This window comes from Pseudoalteromonas sp. ASV78, from assembly GCF_047806705.1.
Classification (GTDB): domain Bacteria; phylum Pseudomonadota; class Gammaproteobacteria; order Enterobacterales; family Alteromonadaceae; genus Pseudoalteromonas; species Pseudoalteromonas prydzensis_A.
This window is the reverse complement of record NZ_JBLOPA010000002.1, coordinates 600,422-616,870: the sequence shown is the minus strand read 5'-3', so window position 1 is coordinate 616,870 and position 16,449 is coordinate 600,422. Positions and strand designations below refer to the sequence as shown.

Here is a 16,449-nt window from a genome sequence, read left to right as displayed (position 1 = left end):
TTATGTAAAAACGGTTGGTTAATAGACGAAAAATAGGCAGCTTCACTCCATCATGAATATAAAAGAGAAGTGAAAATGGAAAATATGAGGCATTATATATTTTGATCTATGAAAAATGACGTTTTATTTTACCTACACTCAACACATCACTAATGGCTTAACTACTATGAACTCAGCGTCAAAGAATACAATGCGAACATTTATACATTCGGTCTCAGCTATGTGCGCTGCGCTGTTACTGACAAGTTGTGTTAGTTGGATTGCACCAACTGTTAAATCTGAGTTGATAGCGCTTCAAGCGGGCGAATATCAGCTAGACAGTCAACATGCTGCATTAATATTTAAAATCCAACATTTAGGGTTATCAACCTATGTAGGGCGTTTTAATAAATTTGATGCACAACTCAACTTTGATCCTAATAATATGACTGCCGCGTCATTAAGCGCAGTGGTGGATATTAGCTCTATTGATATTAACAATGCTGACTTAGCAGAAACCTTACAAAATGGCACTTGGTTTAACAGTGAGCGCTTTGCGCAGGCATCATTTACTAGCCACACAGTTACGGTTATATCTGACAACAGTTTTAATTTCTCAGGCGATTTAACGCTCAGAGGCGTTACCAAGCCTGTGACGTTTAAAGCCACATTTCACGGTGGCGCAGACAATTGGATGACAGGAAAATACACCCTTGGTTTTAGCGCGGTAGGTCAAATCAAACGTTCTGACTTTGGCATGGACAGTTATATACCGATTGTTGGTGATCAAATTGACTTAGAAGTTTATGCGGAATTTCTGAATGTTGGTAAGCAATGAGAAGAAAGTAGCTAGCTACTAAATCGTCAATCAGTGAAATTTGCAGATAGAATATAATCCCTGAATGACCGTTAGGGCACATATCAGCCTTTTAAATCTTAACCGGGTTGCGGTGATCATCTAAAACTATATGCAATGAAGCAAACAAAAATAATTCTCAATTTTATGCGATTATTAATTGCGAACCGTTTACGTTTAGATTAATATACAAGCTCGAATGTAATTGAGAGTGGTTTGTATTCATGTATATCTGTTTATGTCACGGTGTGACAGATAAAAAGATTGAACAAACAATCGATGACGGCGCGACAACAATGCGCGAGCTTACCAAAGAGCTTAAAGTCGGTAGTCAGTGCGGTAAATGCTGCGGCTGTACTAAAAAGATCCTCAATCGCAAACTTATTCAAATAGCAGATATTACCGATCAAGTGGCGTAAATATTTAGCTTCTCAAGTTTTTTAAATTCAGTATCGATAAAACTAAAAAAGCAGCCTAAGCTGCTTTTTTTGATCTAAATAAAGAATTACATTTGCGATTGTAGGTAGTTTTCAATACCTGTGCTTTTGATCAACAGTTGTTGGGTTTCCAGCCAATCGATTTGCTCTTCTTGCTCGTTTAAGATGTTATCCAGCGCTTCGCGGCTAATATAATCTTTTTTGCTTTCAGCAAGTTTGATTGCATCTTTAAGATCAACGAGTGAATCAAGCTCAAAGGCCATATTGCAGGCAATCATTTCTTCGCTGTTTTCGCCAATGCGTAAACGGCCAAGATCTTGAAGGTTAGGTAAACCTTCTAAAAATAAAATCCGCTCAATTAATCGGTCAGCGTTTTTCATTTTTTGAATTGAGGTTTTGTAATCAGCTTTGTCTAATGCGCTAAAACCAAAATCTTTAAACATACGGGCATGTAAAAAATATTGGTTAATAGCGACTAATTCATTGGCCAATATTTTATTTAATGCAGCAAGAACGTCTTTATCGCCTTTCATAATTTAGCTCCTATTCGCCCATTTGTGATTGGTGATAGTTTTGACTACCAATTTTATCAATCAAACCGAGTTGTTGTTCTAACCAATAAACATGATCTTCTTCGGTATCGAATAATAGCTTTTCAAGGATCTCACGTGATTGATAGTCTTTTTCTTGCTCACAGACTGCAATAACTTCTTTAACACATTCAACAACTTCAAGCTCTAGCGTTAAGTCATTTTGCATCATTGATTTAACGTCATGGCCAATAATTAGGTCACGGCGCTTGGTCATATTTGGTACACCTTCGAGGAATAAAATACGCTTAATTAACCAGTCTGCGTGATCTTTTTCTTCTTCCATTTCATGATTAAGGCGTACATAAAGTTTATCTAAACCCCAATCGTCATACATGCGAGAGTGAATAAAATACTGATCAATAGCAGCAAGTTCATTGGCTAACAACGTGTTAAAGCTGTCGATAACTTTTTGATTACCTTTCATAATGGTGACCTCCTAAAATACTTAATGTTGCTAGTGTAGTAGAAAAATCAGTTATTGCAAGTATTTTCCTTGTAAATCAGGCGGTTACTATTGAGTCTAATTCTCGTTTAAGTTTGCATTGTTGGTTGCTTTATGAACAGATTGCTATTTATAGTTACTATAATAGTTACTGTAAAAGTGGGCTGAATCGACAGGGCAAGAGAGGCTCGTTCATTGCACCACGCAATGAACGAGTTTGCTGATGTTTAAAACTGATATTTAACGCCAACAGTGGCCGTTGTGCCAAGGCCTTTGATGTTATAACCACCGTAGGTATATGACTGAGCACGGGCAGGGAAGTAGTCTTCGTTAAATAAGTTTTCAATGCCTACAAAACCTTGCCAGTTATCGGCAAATTGGTATTGGCCACTTAGGTTAAAGATATTGTAGCTATCAACAGGGCCTTGATCACCTACATATTTGCCATCATTATTTGCTGCAAAGCGCTTTCTATCGCCAACATACAGATAACTTAAGGTGAGTGATATAGCATCACTCGGTTGCCAGTTTAAGTTTGCAGTTGCCTTTGGTGGGCTGATCTGCTTTGAGCCTAAGTAAACATCTGCTTCAGTGTTTTTACCTTCAACATAGCTATAGGTTGCCAGTAATTTAAGATTTGCAGCAATTGTGTAGTCTACTAGCGTTTCGTAGCCCCAAATTTCTTGCGGAGCACGTACCGGTTCGTACACGCCGGTCACTTCGTTAAATTTATTGGTTGTACCAAGTTCAGAGGTACTGCGATAGGCGGCAACTTCAATACGTAGATTGTTAAATTGCGAGTTAAAGCCAATTTCGTAGTTGTCGATAATTGAGGCTTGCGTTTGTATCAGACCAATATCGTTCACTGTAGCTGCGCGAAGTAGCAGGCCTACATCAGATATATCCGAGCCTTGTGAGTAACTTATAAATGGGCTGAATTTTTCATTAAGATTATATTTAATGCCAAAATTATAGGTAGTGGCGTCGTAATCAATGGTGTCACCTTTTACGTTAATTGGCACAGAGCATTGAGTTGGTGTCTTACATAGTTTAAGTGTGCGGTAATCGTCTACGCTTAAATCAATGCTTTCTTGGCGAACACCAGCCTTGACTATAAGGTCATTAGCAATCAGCCATTTTGTTTGTAAAAAGCCTGCAACACTTTTCATATCCATCTCTGGCACCCAAACACGGCCATCAACAAGTGGCTGTGAAGTAATATCTTTTAAGGCATCGATACCATAAACGAATGTGGCTTCAACTGAGTCAAAGTCTATCTGGGTATTAAACGTTGCACGCGCGCCTTTTTTGTCCGAACTGATAATAGACTGGCCGCCTTCGTAATTTTCGTCAGGGTTGGCAAGATTAGGGGAGAAGAAAAACACGTTTTCTATATCTTGCATGTAGAGATCTAAGGTCATTTGAGTATTTTCAAATAACGCGTAGTCGGTGTACTTTAAGGTGATATTTTCGTTGCCTTCAGGGCCTTGCGGTTTGCCTTGTTTTTGTAATTCGGGTGGTACGTGGATTGCGTAGGTTTTTTCACCTAAGCTGATATCGCCGCTGACATCACCAAGGTCGGTTTTTTGCTGTGAGCTAAAATAGTTATAGCTAAATTGTAATTGTTTTTCAGTATCAAAATCATAGCCTAACTTAGTAAAGTAGTTTTGTGTGACTGCGTCGGACAAACCATATTGCAAACCGAGAATGTCACCTTGGGCATCGCGTTGTACGCCATTTTCTTCATAGCTTGCAGTGGCTAAGTAGCTGAATTTATCTGCTCGGCCATTAATCGCCGCCGATACTCTTGCACCGGCACTTTCTTCAAGTTTTACCGCGCTAAAGCGACTCGATAAGCTTAGCTCGCCAGCTGTTTTCTCATCACTTTTAGCCTGTTTAGTGATGTAATTAATAATACCGCCCGATGCACCGTTACCATAAATCGAGGTTGCCCCTTTGATCACTTCAATACGGGCAATGGCACTTGGATCGAGGGTTTTAATGCCTAAAGAGCCATTACGCAGTGGGGTTGATTGTGGCACGCCGTCAATCATCACCAGTGGGGCACGGCCACGCAGTGTTTGCCCGGTATTACTTGAACTACCCGTATCAGGAGCAAGGCCCGGCACCATTTGCGCAAGTAAGCTTTGTAGCTCAGGATTTACTTTCAAATGTTCTTCAATTTGCTGTTGATTGATAACAGTAATTGATGCAGGAACCTCATCAATGCTTTCAAAAACACGGCTGCCGGAAACAACGATACGTTCCATTTGCTCGTCAGTTAGTTGGTTTTTATTTATAGCGTCATCGGCGAAAGTGGTTGTGCTTACAGCGAGGGCTAATAAGGTTAAAGAAGTTTTGAACATGAAGATCCTTTACGACAAGTATTATAAATTGTTGCTCTTTTTATTGGCGCAATAGTAAGTGTAAAGAAGTGTAAAGGCAATGGTATTGATAGTTATTATTGATTGTATTTTGGTTTTGTGGCTATTCAAAAAAGTTAAACATCAGCATTACGCTTGCAAAAAATGCCAACCAAAGCGGCGCAGTTGCCTGATATTTTCCGACATTAAAGATTTGATAGCAAAAGCCAATAAGCAGTAGTAGTTCAATAAGTAGCTGGAGCGGAAAACCCACAAAGGCATAAATGAGCCCTAGCACTGAGAGAAAACTATTACCTGATACTTTGCTCAAGATACCAGTAAAAAACTCAGCTGCTATAAAAAAACACAGGTGGTTGATTATAAATAATAATAGAACACTTTTCATTGCTCTCGTCCTTAAGCTTTTTCCTGAAGCGCTAAATAAGTGATTATTAAATACAACTGGTACGATTAATTTTAGGAGCTAATATAGGAAAAATAAAGCGACGTCATTTGTTTAAAGGTAAGGGTGGCATTAGTTGATCTGATAGTGTTACTGGTGGTGTGAACTTAAAATTATTGTTCAACATCACCAGTCGCGAGCTGATTTAATAAAACGTTATAATGCTGAGTTATCTATAATGGCGCTTATACCAAAAGTAACCACCGCTGAGAGTAAATAGTACGGGGGTGAGGGCGATAAATAACCACACTATTTGCACCAGTGAACCGGCAAAATCACCAATATGAAACTTATATTTAAAATTCCATGCTTGAGTTGTGAGATTAGCGCGTGAGGCATCATAAGATTGCAATACCTTACCAGTATATTGATTTGCCCACACCCAGCTGTACGCGTGACTCTCGCCTGGATTTTTTACTCTTAATGCCAGTGGTTCGCTGGCTTTTTTAGGCATGTAAATACGAAACAGCTCGGCATCAGGAAAAACCAGCAACGCCTTATGCAAAGCGACGGCCAAGTTATTATGATCAATTGTATCGGGTACAGCGAGGGCAGGCGCTTTAGGGCGTGGCTCTACAGGAGTTTGTGTAACAAATTCCAGTACGGCTTGGGTTTGTGCTTGCCAATTAAATGCCATGCCTGTGAAAGCAATCAATATCAATGGGATAAATAAATACATGCCAATGACGGTATGTAATTGGTAAAGCAAAATACGTAGTTTCGCTCTTGGCTTGATCACCAGTCGTTTTAAGCGGTTTTTGGGTTTGAGCCAAATGTAGACACCAACCAGCATATTTATAATAAAAATGAGCGCACAAATAGATACCCAGTTACGTAATGGCCGATTGCCGTCAGCATTTTCGTAAAGTAACCAGCGATGCAGTGCCATGGTAAAACCATAAATCGTACCGTAATAATCATACTGATGAATAACCGTACCGGTATACGGATTGACACTGACGTATTGTTTGTTAGCCAATTGTGCCTGCCACGCATAATCTGGGTTTTGCTCTGGCATTATTAATGTAACGGATTGCTGAGTGTGTAATGTGATGATGTTTAGCAAAATAGGATAGGCAATCACTTTGCTATTACTGGGATTCTCTACCGTCCACAGCTGTGGCTGCACAAAGCGTTGAATGTCTTTGGCGTAAACAAGTAGTGCGCCAGTGATACTTAAGCAGATCAAAAACAGCCCACTCACTAATGTTAGTATTAAATGAGTACGACGTAGCCACAATTTTAACAACTCACACACCTTGTATGCATTATAAAATGCGATGATAAATGAGAACGCGAGCTGTTTTCAATAAAATTCGATAAAGCGCAACGATTATAACCAATGCTTTTGCTATTCGCGGCGCTCAATAATACAGTGTGCAATGGCAAACTCATGATGCAAATAGTCTTTAACGTCATCAAGTACTAGCTCCGCGGATGTCGTTAGCACCAGTTCACAGCAAGTTTGGTTATCGTCTAGCTGCCATGCTTTGAGACTGTGCACTTGGCCAATCACAAATTGTTTACTCAGTGCAAGGCTTACCTGATTGCGGTCAAAGTCGTCTGGGCGGCTTGCATTAAAATTTTACAGCTTTCAATGAGTAATAACACACCGTGGTAAATTACATACGCCGAAATTAAAATTGTCGCTATTAAATCAACAATGTACCACTGATAAAGAATAATTAAGGTACCTGCCACAATTACCACGATAGAGGCCATAGCATCAGACACATTATGAATAAATGCGGCGCGAATATTCATGCTGTTTTTAGCCCCAGCGTGAAAGGTGAGTATTGCTGTAGCAATATCAATAACCAGTGCAAATGCTGCCACCCAAACGACAATCCAACCATCAATAGCCGTTGGGTTAAAGTAGCTTTCTATTGCCTCGATAATTAAAAAACCACCAATAATAATGAGTGTGGTGCTGTTTAATAATGTGGCTAAAATTTCTGCGCGTTTATAGCCAAAGTGATAACGTTCATCAGCGGGTTTACCGCCAATTTTACGAGCGATGAGGGCAATAAAAATGGCTGCTGCATCACTTAAGTTATGCAGCGCATCGGCAATTAAAGACAAACTACCAGACACCACGCCGCCTACAACTTGGGCTATTGTTAGCAGCACATTGATAAACACCGCAAAGCCTAATTGGCGGTTACTTTGGTCGGCATTATGATGACTGTGGGAATGTTGATGACCCATATTTGGCGTTTCTCTGTATTTTTTATTATGTTGATCACACAATACTAAGTGAGCGTGGGTAAATTAGCCAGTGGCATAAAGTAGGCATTTGTCACGGGTGGCTAAGTGCTTTGCACTAAGAAGAAGATCTGTTAAGGTATTGAAAAATCGTTCTAGGGTCTATTGCTTGAAGCAATCAGTGTTGTTAATTTTAGCTTTATTACTACTTCAGCCAATGCTGGATAGTTTTGACGTGGCTGATCATAACGCTGCTATTAATGCCACTTCGCAATTATTACACCAGCAAAGCGAGCTCGATCAACACTGCACGATTAATAATGATCATGATACTCATCAGCTACAACATCAACAATTAAGCCAAGCGCTTGCTGATAACGCCGATGATGCCCATTGTCATGTCTGCCATATTTCCATTTTCTTTACTGAACCATGGCAACACCACGCTAATTTACCTAGCTACGATATTATTAGTTTGAACGACCCCGCGTTTAACTCTCGTTTGCTTATTCCTGATCTACGCCCTCCTATTACTGCTTTACTAAGTTAATTTTTTAGCTGGCCAAGACTTTGGTCACCGATTTATTTAGTAAGAGTATACGTTATGAATTTAAACAAACCGTTTCGGTTTGCTTGCCGCTGTGTAGCTTTATTAGCTGCCACAAATACATTGGCTGCAGCAACGCCTAATACTGGCAATTTAAGCCGGTTGTTGACGCAATTAAAACAACATCCCAATTTACCTGCGGCTGGGCAATCCTTATATAACCTACACCTTGAGTCGAGCCTTGAGAAAGAGGGTGGTGCGAATCATTTTACTACATTTACACGTCCCCTAATTGATGGAGCTGCCTTATGAAGCGCTTAAATATTACTTTTTCTATCCTTGTATTTATGTTTGCCAACTTTGTACCGACAGCTACATCCGCGCCGCAAGACGTTGAGCATGGCAAAGCTGGCCATGTACACAGCGCAGCACAATTACAAGCTATACATGTGCACGAAGCTGATGAAGCTCCTCACGAGGGCGAACAAGCTGGTGGGGTACGCTTAACAGAAACCCAAATGCGTTTGGCTAATGTGCAGATCAGCACGTTAAAAAAACGCACTTATCAATCACAGCTTTACGCACCAGGTGAAATAAAAGTCAATGGTTATAGTAGTTATGTACTGTCGCCACGTGTTGATTCAATCGTGGTAAAACGTCACGCAACCTTAGGGCAGCATATTAAAGCGGGTGCGCCGCTCGTGAGTTTATTTAGTGCTGAGGTTGCCAGTGCGCAAACCACTTACCGGTTAGCGAAAGCAGAGTGGCAACGAGTACAAAAAATGGGTAAAGGCACGGTCAGTGAAAAGCGTTTGCTTACAGCCAAGGCAGAGTATGAAGTGGCGCAGAGTCAGCTGGTGGCATTTGGCTTATCAGTTAAAGCGATTGCGCAAAGTGCGGAGATCTCAGCTGAAAAACTGGGTGAATACACACTCTACGCAGGTACGTCGGGCGCAGTACTCAGTGATAATTTTGCCCAAGGCCAGCGGGTAGATGCAGGGATTGAATTAATGTTGATTGCTGATGAGAGTTTACTGTGGGTTGAAGCAAAATTATCGGCAAATCAAACAATTGATATTGCCAAAGGGGCAATGGCAGCAGTGAAAGTTAATCAACTGATGTACCCCGCTGTGGTGATCCAAGAAGCACATACGATAGATCAAGTAACGCGTTCTCGGGTGGTGCGCTTAAGTGTGAAAAACAGCCAGCACACCCTTCACCCAGGTATGTTTAGTGATGTGTATTTTGAATTTGCCACCGCGCAAAAAGTACTTGCAGTGCCTGAGCAAGCCTTGCTGAGAAACCCCGATGGCGATTGGGCGGTATTTGTACAAGATGAAGACGGTGCACTTATCTCGACAGAAGTTGAATTAGGCCAACGCTTTGCTGGTTTTCGTGAAATTAAAGGATTGCAAGAGGGCACTAAAGTGGTCACTGAAGGCGCATTTTTTGTCGCATCAGAGCAAGCGAAAGGCGGCTTTGATCCGCATAATCACTAGGAGCGACGAGTATGTTTAATAAAATAGTTAATGCTGCTATTAGCAATCGATTACTGGTCTTGTTAGCACTGTGCGTATTAGTTGCGATGAGCGCAATGGTGATCCCTAAATTGAATTTAGATGCGTTTCCCGATGTGACCAATGTGCAAGTGGCGATTAATACCGAAGCACCGGGTTTAGCTGCTGTTGAAGTTGAGCAGTTGATCACCTATCCCATTGAAGCCGTTATGTATGCGTTGCCCGATGTAGATCAAGTCAGGTCGATTTCAAAAACTGGCTTATCTGGTGTCACTGTGGTGTTTAAAGAAGGCGTGGATATTTATTTTGCTCGACAACTGGTGTTTGAACGTCTGCAAGCGGCCAAAGAGCTGATCCCTGAAGGAATTGGCTTACCAGAAATGGGGCCGAATACCTCAGGGCTTGGTCAAGTATATCAATATTTATTGGCGGCATCACCGGAGTCTGGCCTTGATAGTATGGCGCTGCGCAGCTTAAACGATTGGATTGTAAAGCTACTTATTTTACCTGTTGATGGCGTCACCGAAGTACTGTCGTTTGGTGGCGATGTTCGTCAATATCAAGTAAACCTGAATCCAAATAAGTTACTTGCCTATCAATTGGATCAGCAGCAAGTAGTGAGCGCACTTGAAGACAATAACAGCAATGTCGGTGGCTGGTATATGAATCGCGGTCAAGAGCAGTTAGTGATCCGTGGTACTGGTTGGTTCAATGCTGGCACACTGGGCTTACAAGAAATTGCGCAAACACCGCTGAAAACCATTAATGGTACGGTTGTAACCATTGCCGATGTGGCTGAGGTGTCATTAGGCAGTGAAATCCGCCAAGGTGCGGCGACGATGAGTAAAAAAGATGCCCAAGGTAACATTATATCGCTGGGCGAAGTGGTGACTGGTGTGGTACTAAAACGCATTGGCGCGAATACCAAGCAAACCATTGATGGCATAACCTCTCGCATTGAGCTAATCAATCAAGCGTTACCTGATGGGGTTACGTTTGAGCCACTGTATGACCAAGCCGATTTGATCACCAAAGCGGTTGATACTGTGGTTGATGCGCTGCTATTGGCGTTTGTGTTTATTGTGGTGGTGCTGGCGTTATTTTTAATGAATTTACGGGCCACGCTATTGGTTTTATTGTCGATCCCAATTTCAATTGGCTTAGCACTTTGTGTGATGGCGTGGTTTGGGCTCTCGGCTAATTTAATGTCGCTCGGTGGGATTGCCGTTGCGATTGGTATGTTAGTCGATGGCTCGGTGGTCATGGTGGAGAATATTTTCCGTCATTTAACGCAGCCAACGACACAATCAACCGCTAAATCAATTAACTATATTCATCGTATTAAGCTTGCCTCCCAAGAAGTTGCGCGTCCGGTATTTTTTGCGGCGCTGATCATATTGGTGGTATTTATGCCGTTGTTTAGCTTTGAAGGGGTTGAAGCGAAATTGTTTCAGCCGATGGCAATCAGTATTATGTTGGCAATTATCGCGGCTGTTATTGTGGCATTGGTAATTGTACCGGCATTAGCGGTGTATTTATTTGCCAATGGCGTGACGCTAAGGCGCAGTGTGCTGTTAGAGCCACTCGATAAAGCCTACAAGCTGTGTTTAGGCTGGGCAATGACTGCCCGTAAAACAGTGATTGCTATTGCAGGGGTACTCGTGGTGATAGCGTGCGTGTTATTGCCGCAGTTGGGTACGGAGTTTGTGCCTGAGCTTGAAGAGGGCACTATCAATTTACGGGTGACACTGGCACCTTCGGCCAGTTTAGACACAGCCTTGACGGTGGCGCCAAAACTTGAAACTATATTGCTTGAGTTTCCTGAAGTTGAGTATGCGTTAAGTCGTGTGGGTCGCCCTGAAGTGGGCGGCGATCCAGAGCCGGTCAATAATATAGAGATTTACTTAGGGCTAACGCCAGTTAGCGAATGGCGATCTGCAGATAACCGAGCGCAACTGCAAGTGTTAATGGAGAAAAAGCTAGAGCAGTTCCCAGGTTTATTGTTTAATTTTTCACAGCCGATAGCCACACGCGTAGATGAGTTACTGTCTGGGGTAAAAGCGCAACTGGCGATTAAACTGTTTGGTGCCGATTTAGATGTGTTAGTCGCTAAAGGCCAAGCTATTGAGCAAGCTGTAAAAGGAGTCGCTGGCGCAAAAGATGTGGCAATGGAGCAAATTGCTGGTGAAGCACAGTTAGTGATCAAACCGAACCGGTTAGCGCTTTCTCGCTATGGTTTATCGGTGGGTGATTTAATGACCATTGTACAACATGGTATTGGCGGCACTGCAGCAGGGCAAATTATTAATGCCAATGAGCGTTATAATATTTATGTGCGCATTGGCGCTGAATTTCGTAACAGCCCTGAGGCCATTGCAGACTTACGTTTATCATCACCGACAGGTGCGTTAGTACGGGTTGGTGATGTAGCAACGGTTAATATTGAATCTGGCCCGCCCCAAGTGCGCCGTGACGATGTGCAGCGTCGTGTGGTGATCCAAGCCAATGTGCAAGGACGCGATATGGGCTCTGTGGTTGCTGATATTCGTGCCGCCATTAGTGAGCAAGTTAAGCTACCGCCAGGTTATGGCATGAGTATTGGCGGTCAGTTTGAAAACCAACAACGGGCACAGCAACGCCTATCCATCGTAGTGCCTATCTCGTTGGCGTTAATTGCACTGCTGCTCTATTTTGCATTTGGCTCGATTGGCCAAGCATTGCTGATCTTAGTGAATGTGCCATTAGCAGTGATTGGTGGTGTGGTTGCACTGTATGTTTCAGGACAATATTTATCAGTGCCAAGCTCAGTAGGCTTTATTACCTTATTTGGCGTGGCAGTGCTCAACGGTGTGGTGATGGTTGAGAGTATTAATAACCGTGTTAAAAGTGGTGATAGCTTAGATAGCGCGGCATTTAATGGCGCATTATCGCGATTACGGCCAGTACTCATGACGGCGTTAACCTCGGCACTTGGTTTGATCCCGATGTTAATTTCTACCGGTATTGGGGCTGAAATCCAAAAGCCATTAGCAACCGTGATTGTTGGTGGTTTGTTTACTGCCACATTTTTGACTTTATTTGTATTGCCTGTGCTTTACGCAAAATTTAGTAAACAATTTTATCAGATAAACAGACCCTAGAAAGAGTGCTGTAAAATAACCTAACACAAGGCGCATAAACTTGCGTCTTGTGCTATTTAGTGGATTAATATAAATGAGCGTTAAATATAGTAACGGCTTGGTTTAGCCCGCAACATGTAAGCAATTTGCGAATATTTGGTTTGCTGATCATATTAAGAGCAGTGAGTTGCCAATTTATTATTACCTTGCTAAACCGATACAATGACAAACGCTTAAAGATAAACTCGAGCAGTATTCACCGTTCGTAGTAACAAAGAGAATTTATGACAGACATTATTTTAAGAGACGCAGTCCCGGCAGATGCCGCCACTATTTTGCATTTTATTACCGAGCTTGCGGTGTATGAAAAAGAGCCCGACGCGGTTAAAACTGATGAACAGGCTATTTTAAACACCTTGTTTAGTGAAGGCGCCACAGCACACAGCGTGATTTGTTTAGAGGGTGATACGCCAATTGGCTTTGCCGTTTATTTTTATAATTACTCGACTTGGCTTGGTAAAAATGGCCTGTATTTAGAAGACCTTTATGTCAGCCCAGATAGCCGTGGTAAAGGCGCGGGCAAGTTAATAATGCAACATTTGGCGCGCCGAGCACTGGCAAAAGACTGTGGACGTTTTGAATGGGTGGTACTCGATTGGAATCAACCTGCAATCGACTTTTATAACAGCATGGGGGCTGAGCCACAAAATGAGTGGATTATTTATCGATTAACTGGGCAAGCATTAATTGATTTTGCAGAGAAATAAAACGCAAAAGAAATATAAATAAAAATCATTTGCATTAGGTTGTTTCGGTGTGTAAATTAAACACATCAATTAATCTGTGCAGGTGATTTTTATGACACAGCTTCAGCGCCTTACTTTCGCAGAGCTTCCTTGTGTTGCTCAGGCTTTGAGTCCTTGGCAAGCTAATATTATGGCTGGTAATTATGCCTTTGAACGAGGCGCCTTACTCGAGGCCAGAGATAAATACACGACCGCGCATACCTTGGCTGCACATTTATTAAGTCAGTTTAGCCAAGCAAAAATTTGCCAATCGGTGATCACTGCAATTGAACATTGCTGCCCAGCACTGGTTGTTGCGGCGCACAACTTAGCCGACACCTATCGAGCAATGAAGCAAACTGAGCAAGCCTGCCAGTGGTTGTGCGATGTCCACATTACCTTGAGCCACTTAATTCAGCATCCATGCAATACGGTACGCACTGTGGTGGTTCACCATCACCATAAAACCTACCTTGAGTTAGTGCAATTTGCCAAAGTGCATAATCATCAACCTTATTTGATTGACAGAATAAACCAAACATTAAGTTATACACCCGATCAATATATTACCTTGCATTAAGCAATCAACCCTATGCCCTTAAGGAGCAATCATGGCATTTACATTACCCGCTTTACCTTATGATTATGCAGCATTAGAGCCTCATCTTGACGCTAAAACCATGGAAATACACCATACGTTGCATCATCAAACGTATATTAATAAAGCCAATGCGGCACTTGAGAGCAGCAACTATGCAAACACCGATGTTAATGAGTTGCTGAGCAATATTGACGCGCTGCCGAGTGAGCTGCAAAAAGTAGTGCAAGAACATGGTGGCGGACATGCAAACCATTCATTATTTTGGACAGTAATGAGCCCTGATGGCGGTGGTCAACCAACTGGCGAGTTATTAACAGCGATAACTGAGCAACTTGGCGGCTTTGACAGTTTTAAAGACGCATTTACCGCGGCTGCGGTGAGTCGCTTTGGCAGTGGCTGGGCGTGGTTAAGTGTTAATAAAGATCACCAGCTTGTGGTGGAAAGCAGTTTAAATCAAGACAGTCCATTAATGCACGGCAACACGCCGATTTTAGGTTTAGATGTGTGGGAGCACGCCTATTACCTGAAATACCAAAACCGCCGTCCTGAATATATTGCCGCTTTTTACAATGTTATTAATTGGGCTGAAGTTGAGCGCCGTTATTTAGCTGCAATTAGCAAATAAAGGTTGAGTGCCGAAAATGGCTAGTAAACTGTGTTTTTTCACGTACTCTATTAGCAGATGTATAGTTAAGAGCACCTTATGGATACTAGCCATTGGCAACTTGCCAGACAAAGCCGCGACCATCGTTTTGATGGACTGTTTTTTATTGCCGTTAAAAGCACCGGTATTTATTGTCGACCAATTTGTCCTGCCCCTACCGCAAAAGAGCAAAACGTAGAATACTTTCAATATGCCCACAATGCTGCGCAGGCTGGCTTTCGCCCGTGTATTCGTTGTCGTCCTGATAGTGCCCCTGGCAGTAGTGCATGGCAAGGCAGTAAAACCACAGCACTGCGAGCCAAACAGTTGATAGATAGTGACTTAACTCAGCAGCAAAGCTGTGAACGGCTAGCTGAGCGATTAGGGGTCAGTAGCCGCTATTTAAGGCAACTGTTTCAACAACATTTCGGTATCTCAGTGACCCAGTACCGGTTATTTAATCAGTGTCATTTTGCGAAAAAATTATTGCAAGAGACCAATTTGCCGGTATCGCAAGTGGCGTTTGCGGCGGGCTTTAACAGTATTCGCCGTTTTAATGATGCCTTTTTACAGCAATTGCATATTTGCCCCTCAAAACTACGTGGTGAGCGCAGCACAACAAGTGCAGTGTTGACCCTTAAATTACCGTTTCGGCCCCCTTATAATTGGGCTGCGTTGCAGCAATTTTTAGCCAAAAGATTAATTTCACCGCTGGAATGGCTTGACGATACACACTATGGTCGCAGCTTTAAAAATCAGCATTGCCAAGGCCAGTTTACGGCTGAGTTTGTACAGCATAAACACCATTTTTTAGTCAGCATTGATATTGATCAGCCGCGCTTTTTACAGCCTATTTTAAGTGAAATTCGCAGGGTGCTTGATTTAGATGCCGATACTGCGCACATTGAACAGCATTTAGCTGCCCAGCTTCAGGGCGCAATTGGGTTAACTCAAGGGCTGCGGTTACCGGGCATTTGGTCGGCATTTGAGGCTGGTATTCGCGCAGTGCTTGGCCAACAAGTTAGTGTTACCGCCGCGCATAACTTAGTTACTCAGCTGGTGGCTGAACTGGGCGAACGAGATGGCGAGCGAGTGTATTTTCCAACGCCAGAAGTGGTGGCAAACAGTGAACTGGCATTTTTTAAAATGCCACAAGCGCGAAAAAATGCGTTGCGTAATCTAGCGCAATTTTGCGCCGATAATCCCGATTGTCAGCAGTTAGACGAATGGCTGACGCTCAAAGGGATTGGACCTTGGACAGTCAACTATGCAAAATTACGCGGCCAAAGTCAGCCCGATATTTTATTAGCGGGGGATTTAGGCGTAAAGAAAGCGCAGGCGGGGGCAAAACCATTTAACGATGAGATGTGTGCACCATTTCGCTCTTATTTAACTTTTCAACTATGGCAGCAGCTAATATGACTATTATCCAAACACGTATTCCCAGCCCCATTGATGACATTATTATTCAAGGTAACCACCACGGAGTAAGTTATGTGGGCTTTTACCCTGTAATAGAGTACCCAGAAACCCCGTTTGTAAAGGTGGAGCAGCCGCATATTTTAAATTGCGCAGCGCAGCTTAACGACTATTTTGCAGGCAAACGTACAACCTTTGCTGTGACTTTAGCGACCCAAGGGACCGCTTTTCAACAGGCAGTTTGGCAGGCGCTTAGCACAGTGCCATTTGGACAAACGCAAAGTTATGCTGACATCGCTAATGCACTGAGTAACCCAAAAGCCGTACGGGCGGTCGGTGCCGCCAATGGTAAAAACCCGATCAGCATTATTGTGCCGTGTCATCGGATTATTGGCGCCAATGGTAAGTTAACAGGCTATGCCGGTGGGCTAGAGCGAAAACAATGGTTACTAGAACACGAAGGGATTATTTAAACTTTTT

At 42.6% G+C, this 16,449-nt stretch carries 16 protein-coding genes and 1 pseudogene; 11 read left to right on the top strand and 6 right to left on the bottom strand.

Going from position 1 to position 16,449, the window contains the following annotated elements; all coding sequences use genetic code 11:
- Positions 1-190 precede the first annotated feature (190 nt).
- Together ACMVDV_RS20825 and ACMVDV_RS20820 are read left to right on the top strand one after the other, a co-directional pair.
- The gene (locus ACMVDV_RS20825) at positions 191-817 is read left to right on the top strand and encodes a YceI family protein (RefSeq protein WP_416159497.1); all 627 of its coding nucleotides are present in this window, start codon (positions 191-193) and stop codon (positions 815-817) included.
- Between the two features lie 242 nt (positions 818-1,059).
- The gene (locus tag ACMVDV_RS20820) at positions 1,060-1,254 is read left to right on the top strand and encodes a (2Fe-2S)-binding protein (protein WP_011329912.1); all 195 of its coding nucleotides are present in this window, start codon (positions 1,060-1,062) and stop codon (positions 1,252-1,254) included.
- Between the two features lie 86 nt (positions 1,255-1,340).
- Here ACMVDV_RS20820 and bfr (ACMVDV_RS20815) read toward each other — a convergent pair whose 3' ends face one another.
- From bfr (ACMVDV_RS20815) to ACMVDV_RS20790, 6 genes and pseudogenes are all read right to left on the bottom strand, one after another.
- On the bottom strand, positions 1,341-1,805 hold the full coding sequence (bfr, locus tag ACMVDV_RS20815; protein WP_304181633.1) for a bacterioferritin: 465 nt from the start codon (positions 1,803-1,805) through the stop codon (positions 1,341-1,343).
- Positions 1,806-1,815: 10 nt separating this feature from the next.
- Complete coding sequence (gene bfr, locus ACMVDV_RS20810) at positions 1,816-2,289, bottom strand: bacterioferritin (RefSeq protein WP_149980077.1); 474 nt, start codon at positions 2,287-2,289, stop codon at positions 1,816-1,818.
- A 245-nt stretch (positions 2,290-2,534) separates the two neighbouring features.
- Positions 2,535-4,673, bottom strand: coding sequence for a TonB-dependent receptor (locus ACMVDV_RS20805; RefSeq protein WP_416159496.1), 2,139 nt, complete (start codon positions 4,671-4,673; stop codon positions 2,535-2,537).
- A 121-nt stretch (positions 4,674-4,794) separates the two neighbouring features.
- Entirely contained in the window at positions 4,795-5,076 is a 282-nt protein-coding gene (locus ACMVDV_RS20800) for a hypothetical protein (protein ID WP_416159495.1), read from the bottom strand.
- A 226-nt stretch (positions 5,077-5,302) separates the two neighbouring features.
- A complete protein-coding gene (locus ACMVDV_RS20795) occupies positions 5,303-6,382 on the bottom strand; it encodes a PepSY-associated TM helix domain-containing protein (RefSeq protein ID WP_416159494.1) in 1,080 nt (359 codons plus the stop codon).
- 102 nt (positions 6,383-6,484) lie between these two features.
- Positions 6,485-7,341: pseudogene (locus ACMVDV_RS20790) on the bottom strand (cation diffusion facilitator family transporter).
- A 166-nt stretch (positions 7,342-7,507) separates the two neighbouring features.
- Here ACMVDV_RS20790 and ACMVDV_RS20785 point away from each other — a divergent pair.
- The 9 genes from ACMVDV_RS20785 to ACMVDV_RS20745 all read left to right on the top strand — a co-directional run bounded on the left by ACMVDV_RS20785 (position 7,508) and on the right by ACMVDV_RS20745 (position 16,442).
- A complete protein-coding gene (locus ACMVDV_RS20785) occupies positions 7,508-7,888 on the top strand; it encodes a hypothetical protein (protein ID WP_416159493.1) in 381 nt (126 codons plus the stop codon).
- Positions 7,889-7,942: 54 nt separating this feature from the next.
- Complete coding sequence (locus tag ACMVDV_RS20780) at positions 7,943-8,197, top strand: hypothetical protein (protein ID WP_416159492.1); 255 nt, start codon at positions 7,943-7,945, stop codon at positions 8,195-8,197.
- Complete coding sequence (locus tag ACMVDV_RS20775) at positions 8,194-9,384, top strand: efflux RND transporter periplasmic adaptor subunit (RefSeq protein ID WP_416159491.1); 1,191 nt, start codon at positions 8,194-8,196, stop codon at positions 9,382-9,384. Before ACMVDV_RS20780 ends, ACMVDV_RS20775 begins: the two co-directional genes overlap by 4 nt.
- Before the next feature lie 11 nt (positions 9,385-9,395).
- Complete coding sequence (locus ACMVDV_RS20770; protein WP_416159490.1) at positions 9,396-12,542, top strand: efflux RND transporter permease subunit; 3,147 nt, start codon at positions 9,396-9,398, stop codon at positions 12,540-12,542.
- 263 nt (positions 12,543-12,805) lie between these two features.
- Complete coding sequence (locus tag ACMVDV_RS20765; protein ID WP_304181651.1) at positions 12,806-13,288, top strand: GNAT family N-acetyltransferase; 483 nt, start codon at positions 12,806-12,808, stop codon at positions 13,286-13,288.
- A 91-nt stretch (positions 13,289-13,379) separates the two neighbouring features.
- Positions 13,380-13,886: a hypothetical protein gene (locus ACMVDV_RS20760; protein ID WP_416159489.1), complete on the top strand. Its 507-nt coding sequence runs from the start codon at positions 13,380-13,382 to the stop codon at positions 13,884-13,886.
- A 31-nt stretch (positions 13,887-13,917) separates the two neighbouring features.
- Positions 13,918-14,532, top strand: a complete 615-nt coding sequence (locus tag ACMVDV_RS20755; protein WP_304181655.1) for a superoxide dismutase — start codon at positions 13,918-13,920, stop codon at positions 14,530-14,532.
- Between the two features lie 78 nt (positions 14,533-14,610).
- Complete coding sequence (locus ACMVDV_RS20750) at positions 14,611-15,972, top strand: DNA-3-methyladenine glycosylase 2 family protein (protein ID WP_416159488.1); 1,362 nt, start codon at positions 14,611-14,613, stop codon at positions 15,970-15,972.
- Positions 15,969-16,442 carry a methylated-DNA--[protein]-cysteine S-methyltransferase gene (locus tag ACMVDV_RS20745; protein WP_416159487.1) on the top strand — a complete coding sequence of 158 codons (474 nt, stop codon included), beginning with the start codon at positions 15,969-15,971 and terminating at the stop codon, positions 16,440-16,442. Before ACMVDV_RS20750 ends, ACMVDV_RS20745 begins: the two co-directional genes overlap by 4 nt.
- Positions 16,443-16,449: the final 7 nt, after the last annotated feature.

Excerpts from the sequence above, each read along its gene's own strand:
- ACMVDV_RS20825 (WP_416159497.1), top strand. The coding sequence starts at position 191 with ATGCGAACATTTATACATTCGGTCTCAGCTATGTGCGCTGCGCTGTTA.
- ACMVDV_RS20820 (WP_011329912.1), top strand. The coding sequence starts at position 1,060 with ATGTATATCTGTTTATGTCACGGTGTGACAGATAAAAAGATTGAACAA.
- bfr (WP_304181633.1), bottom strand. The coding sequence starts at position 1,805 with ATGAAAGGCGATAAAGACGTTCTTGCTGCATTAAATAAAATATTGGCC.
- bfr (WP_149980077.1), bottom strand. The coding sequence starts at position 2,289 with ATGAAAGGTAATCAAAAAGTTATCGACAGCTTTAACACGTTGTTAGCC.
- ACMVDV_RS20805 (WP_416159496.1), bottom strand. The coding sequence starts at position 4,673 with ATGTTCAAAACTTCTTTAACCTTATTAGCCCTCGCTGTAAGCACAACC.
- ACMVDV_RS20800 (WP_416159495.1), bottom strand. The coding sequence starts at position 5,076 with ATGAAAAGTGTTCTATTATTATTTATAATCAACCACCTGTGTTTTTTT.
- ACMVDV_RS20780 (WP_416159492.1), top strand. The coding sequence starts at position 7,943 with ATGAATTTAAACAAACCGTTTCGGTTTGCTTGCCGCTGTGTAGCTTTA.
- ACMVDV_RS20775 (WP_416159491.1), top strand. The coding sequence starts at position 8,194 with ATGAAGCGCTTAAATATTACTTTTTCTATCCTTGTATTTATGTTTGCC.
- ACMVDV_RS20770 (WP_416159490.1), top strand. The coding sequence starts at position 9,396 with ATGTTTAATAAAATAGTTAATGCTGCTATTAGCAATCGATTACTGGTC.
- ACMVDV_RS20765 (WP_304181651.1), top strand. The coding sequence starts at position 12,806 with ATGACAGACATTATTTTAAGAGACGCAGTCCCGGCAGATGCCGCCACT.
- ACMVDV_RS20760 (WP_416159489.1), top strand. The coding sequence starts at position 13,380 with ATGACACAGCTTCAGCGCCTTACTTTCGCAGAGCTTCCTTGTGTTGCT.
- ACMVDV_RS20755 (WP_304181655.1), top strand. The coding sequence starts at position 13,918 with ATGGCATTTACATTACCCGCTTTACCTTATGATTATGCAGCATTAGAG.
- ACMVDV_RS20750 (WP_416159488.1), top strand. The coding sequence starts at position 14,611 with ATGGATACTAGCCATTGGCAACTTGCCAGACAAAGCCGCGACCATCGT.
- ACMVDV_RS20745 (WP_416159487.1), top strand. The coding sequence starts at position 15,969 with ATGACTATTATCCAAACACGTATTCCCAGCCCCATTGATGACATTATT.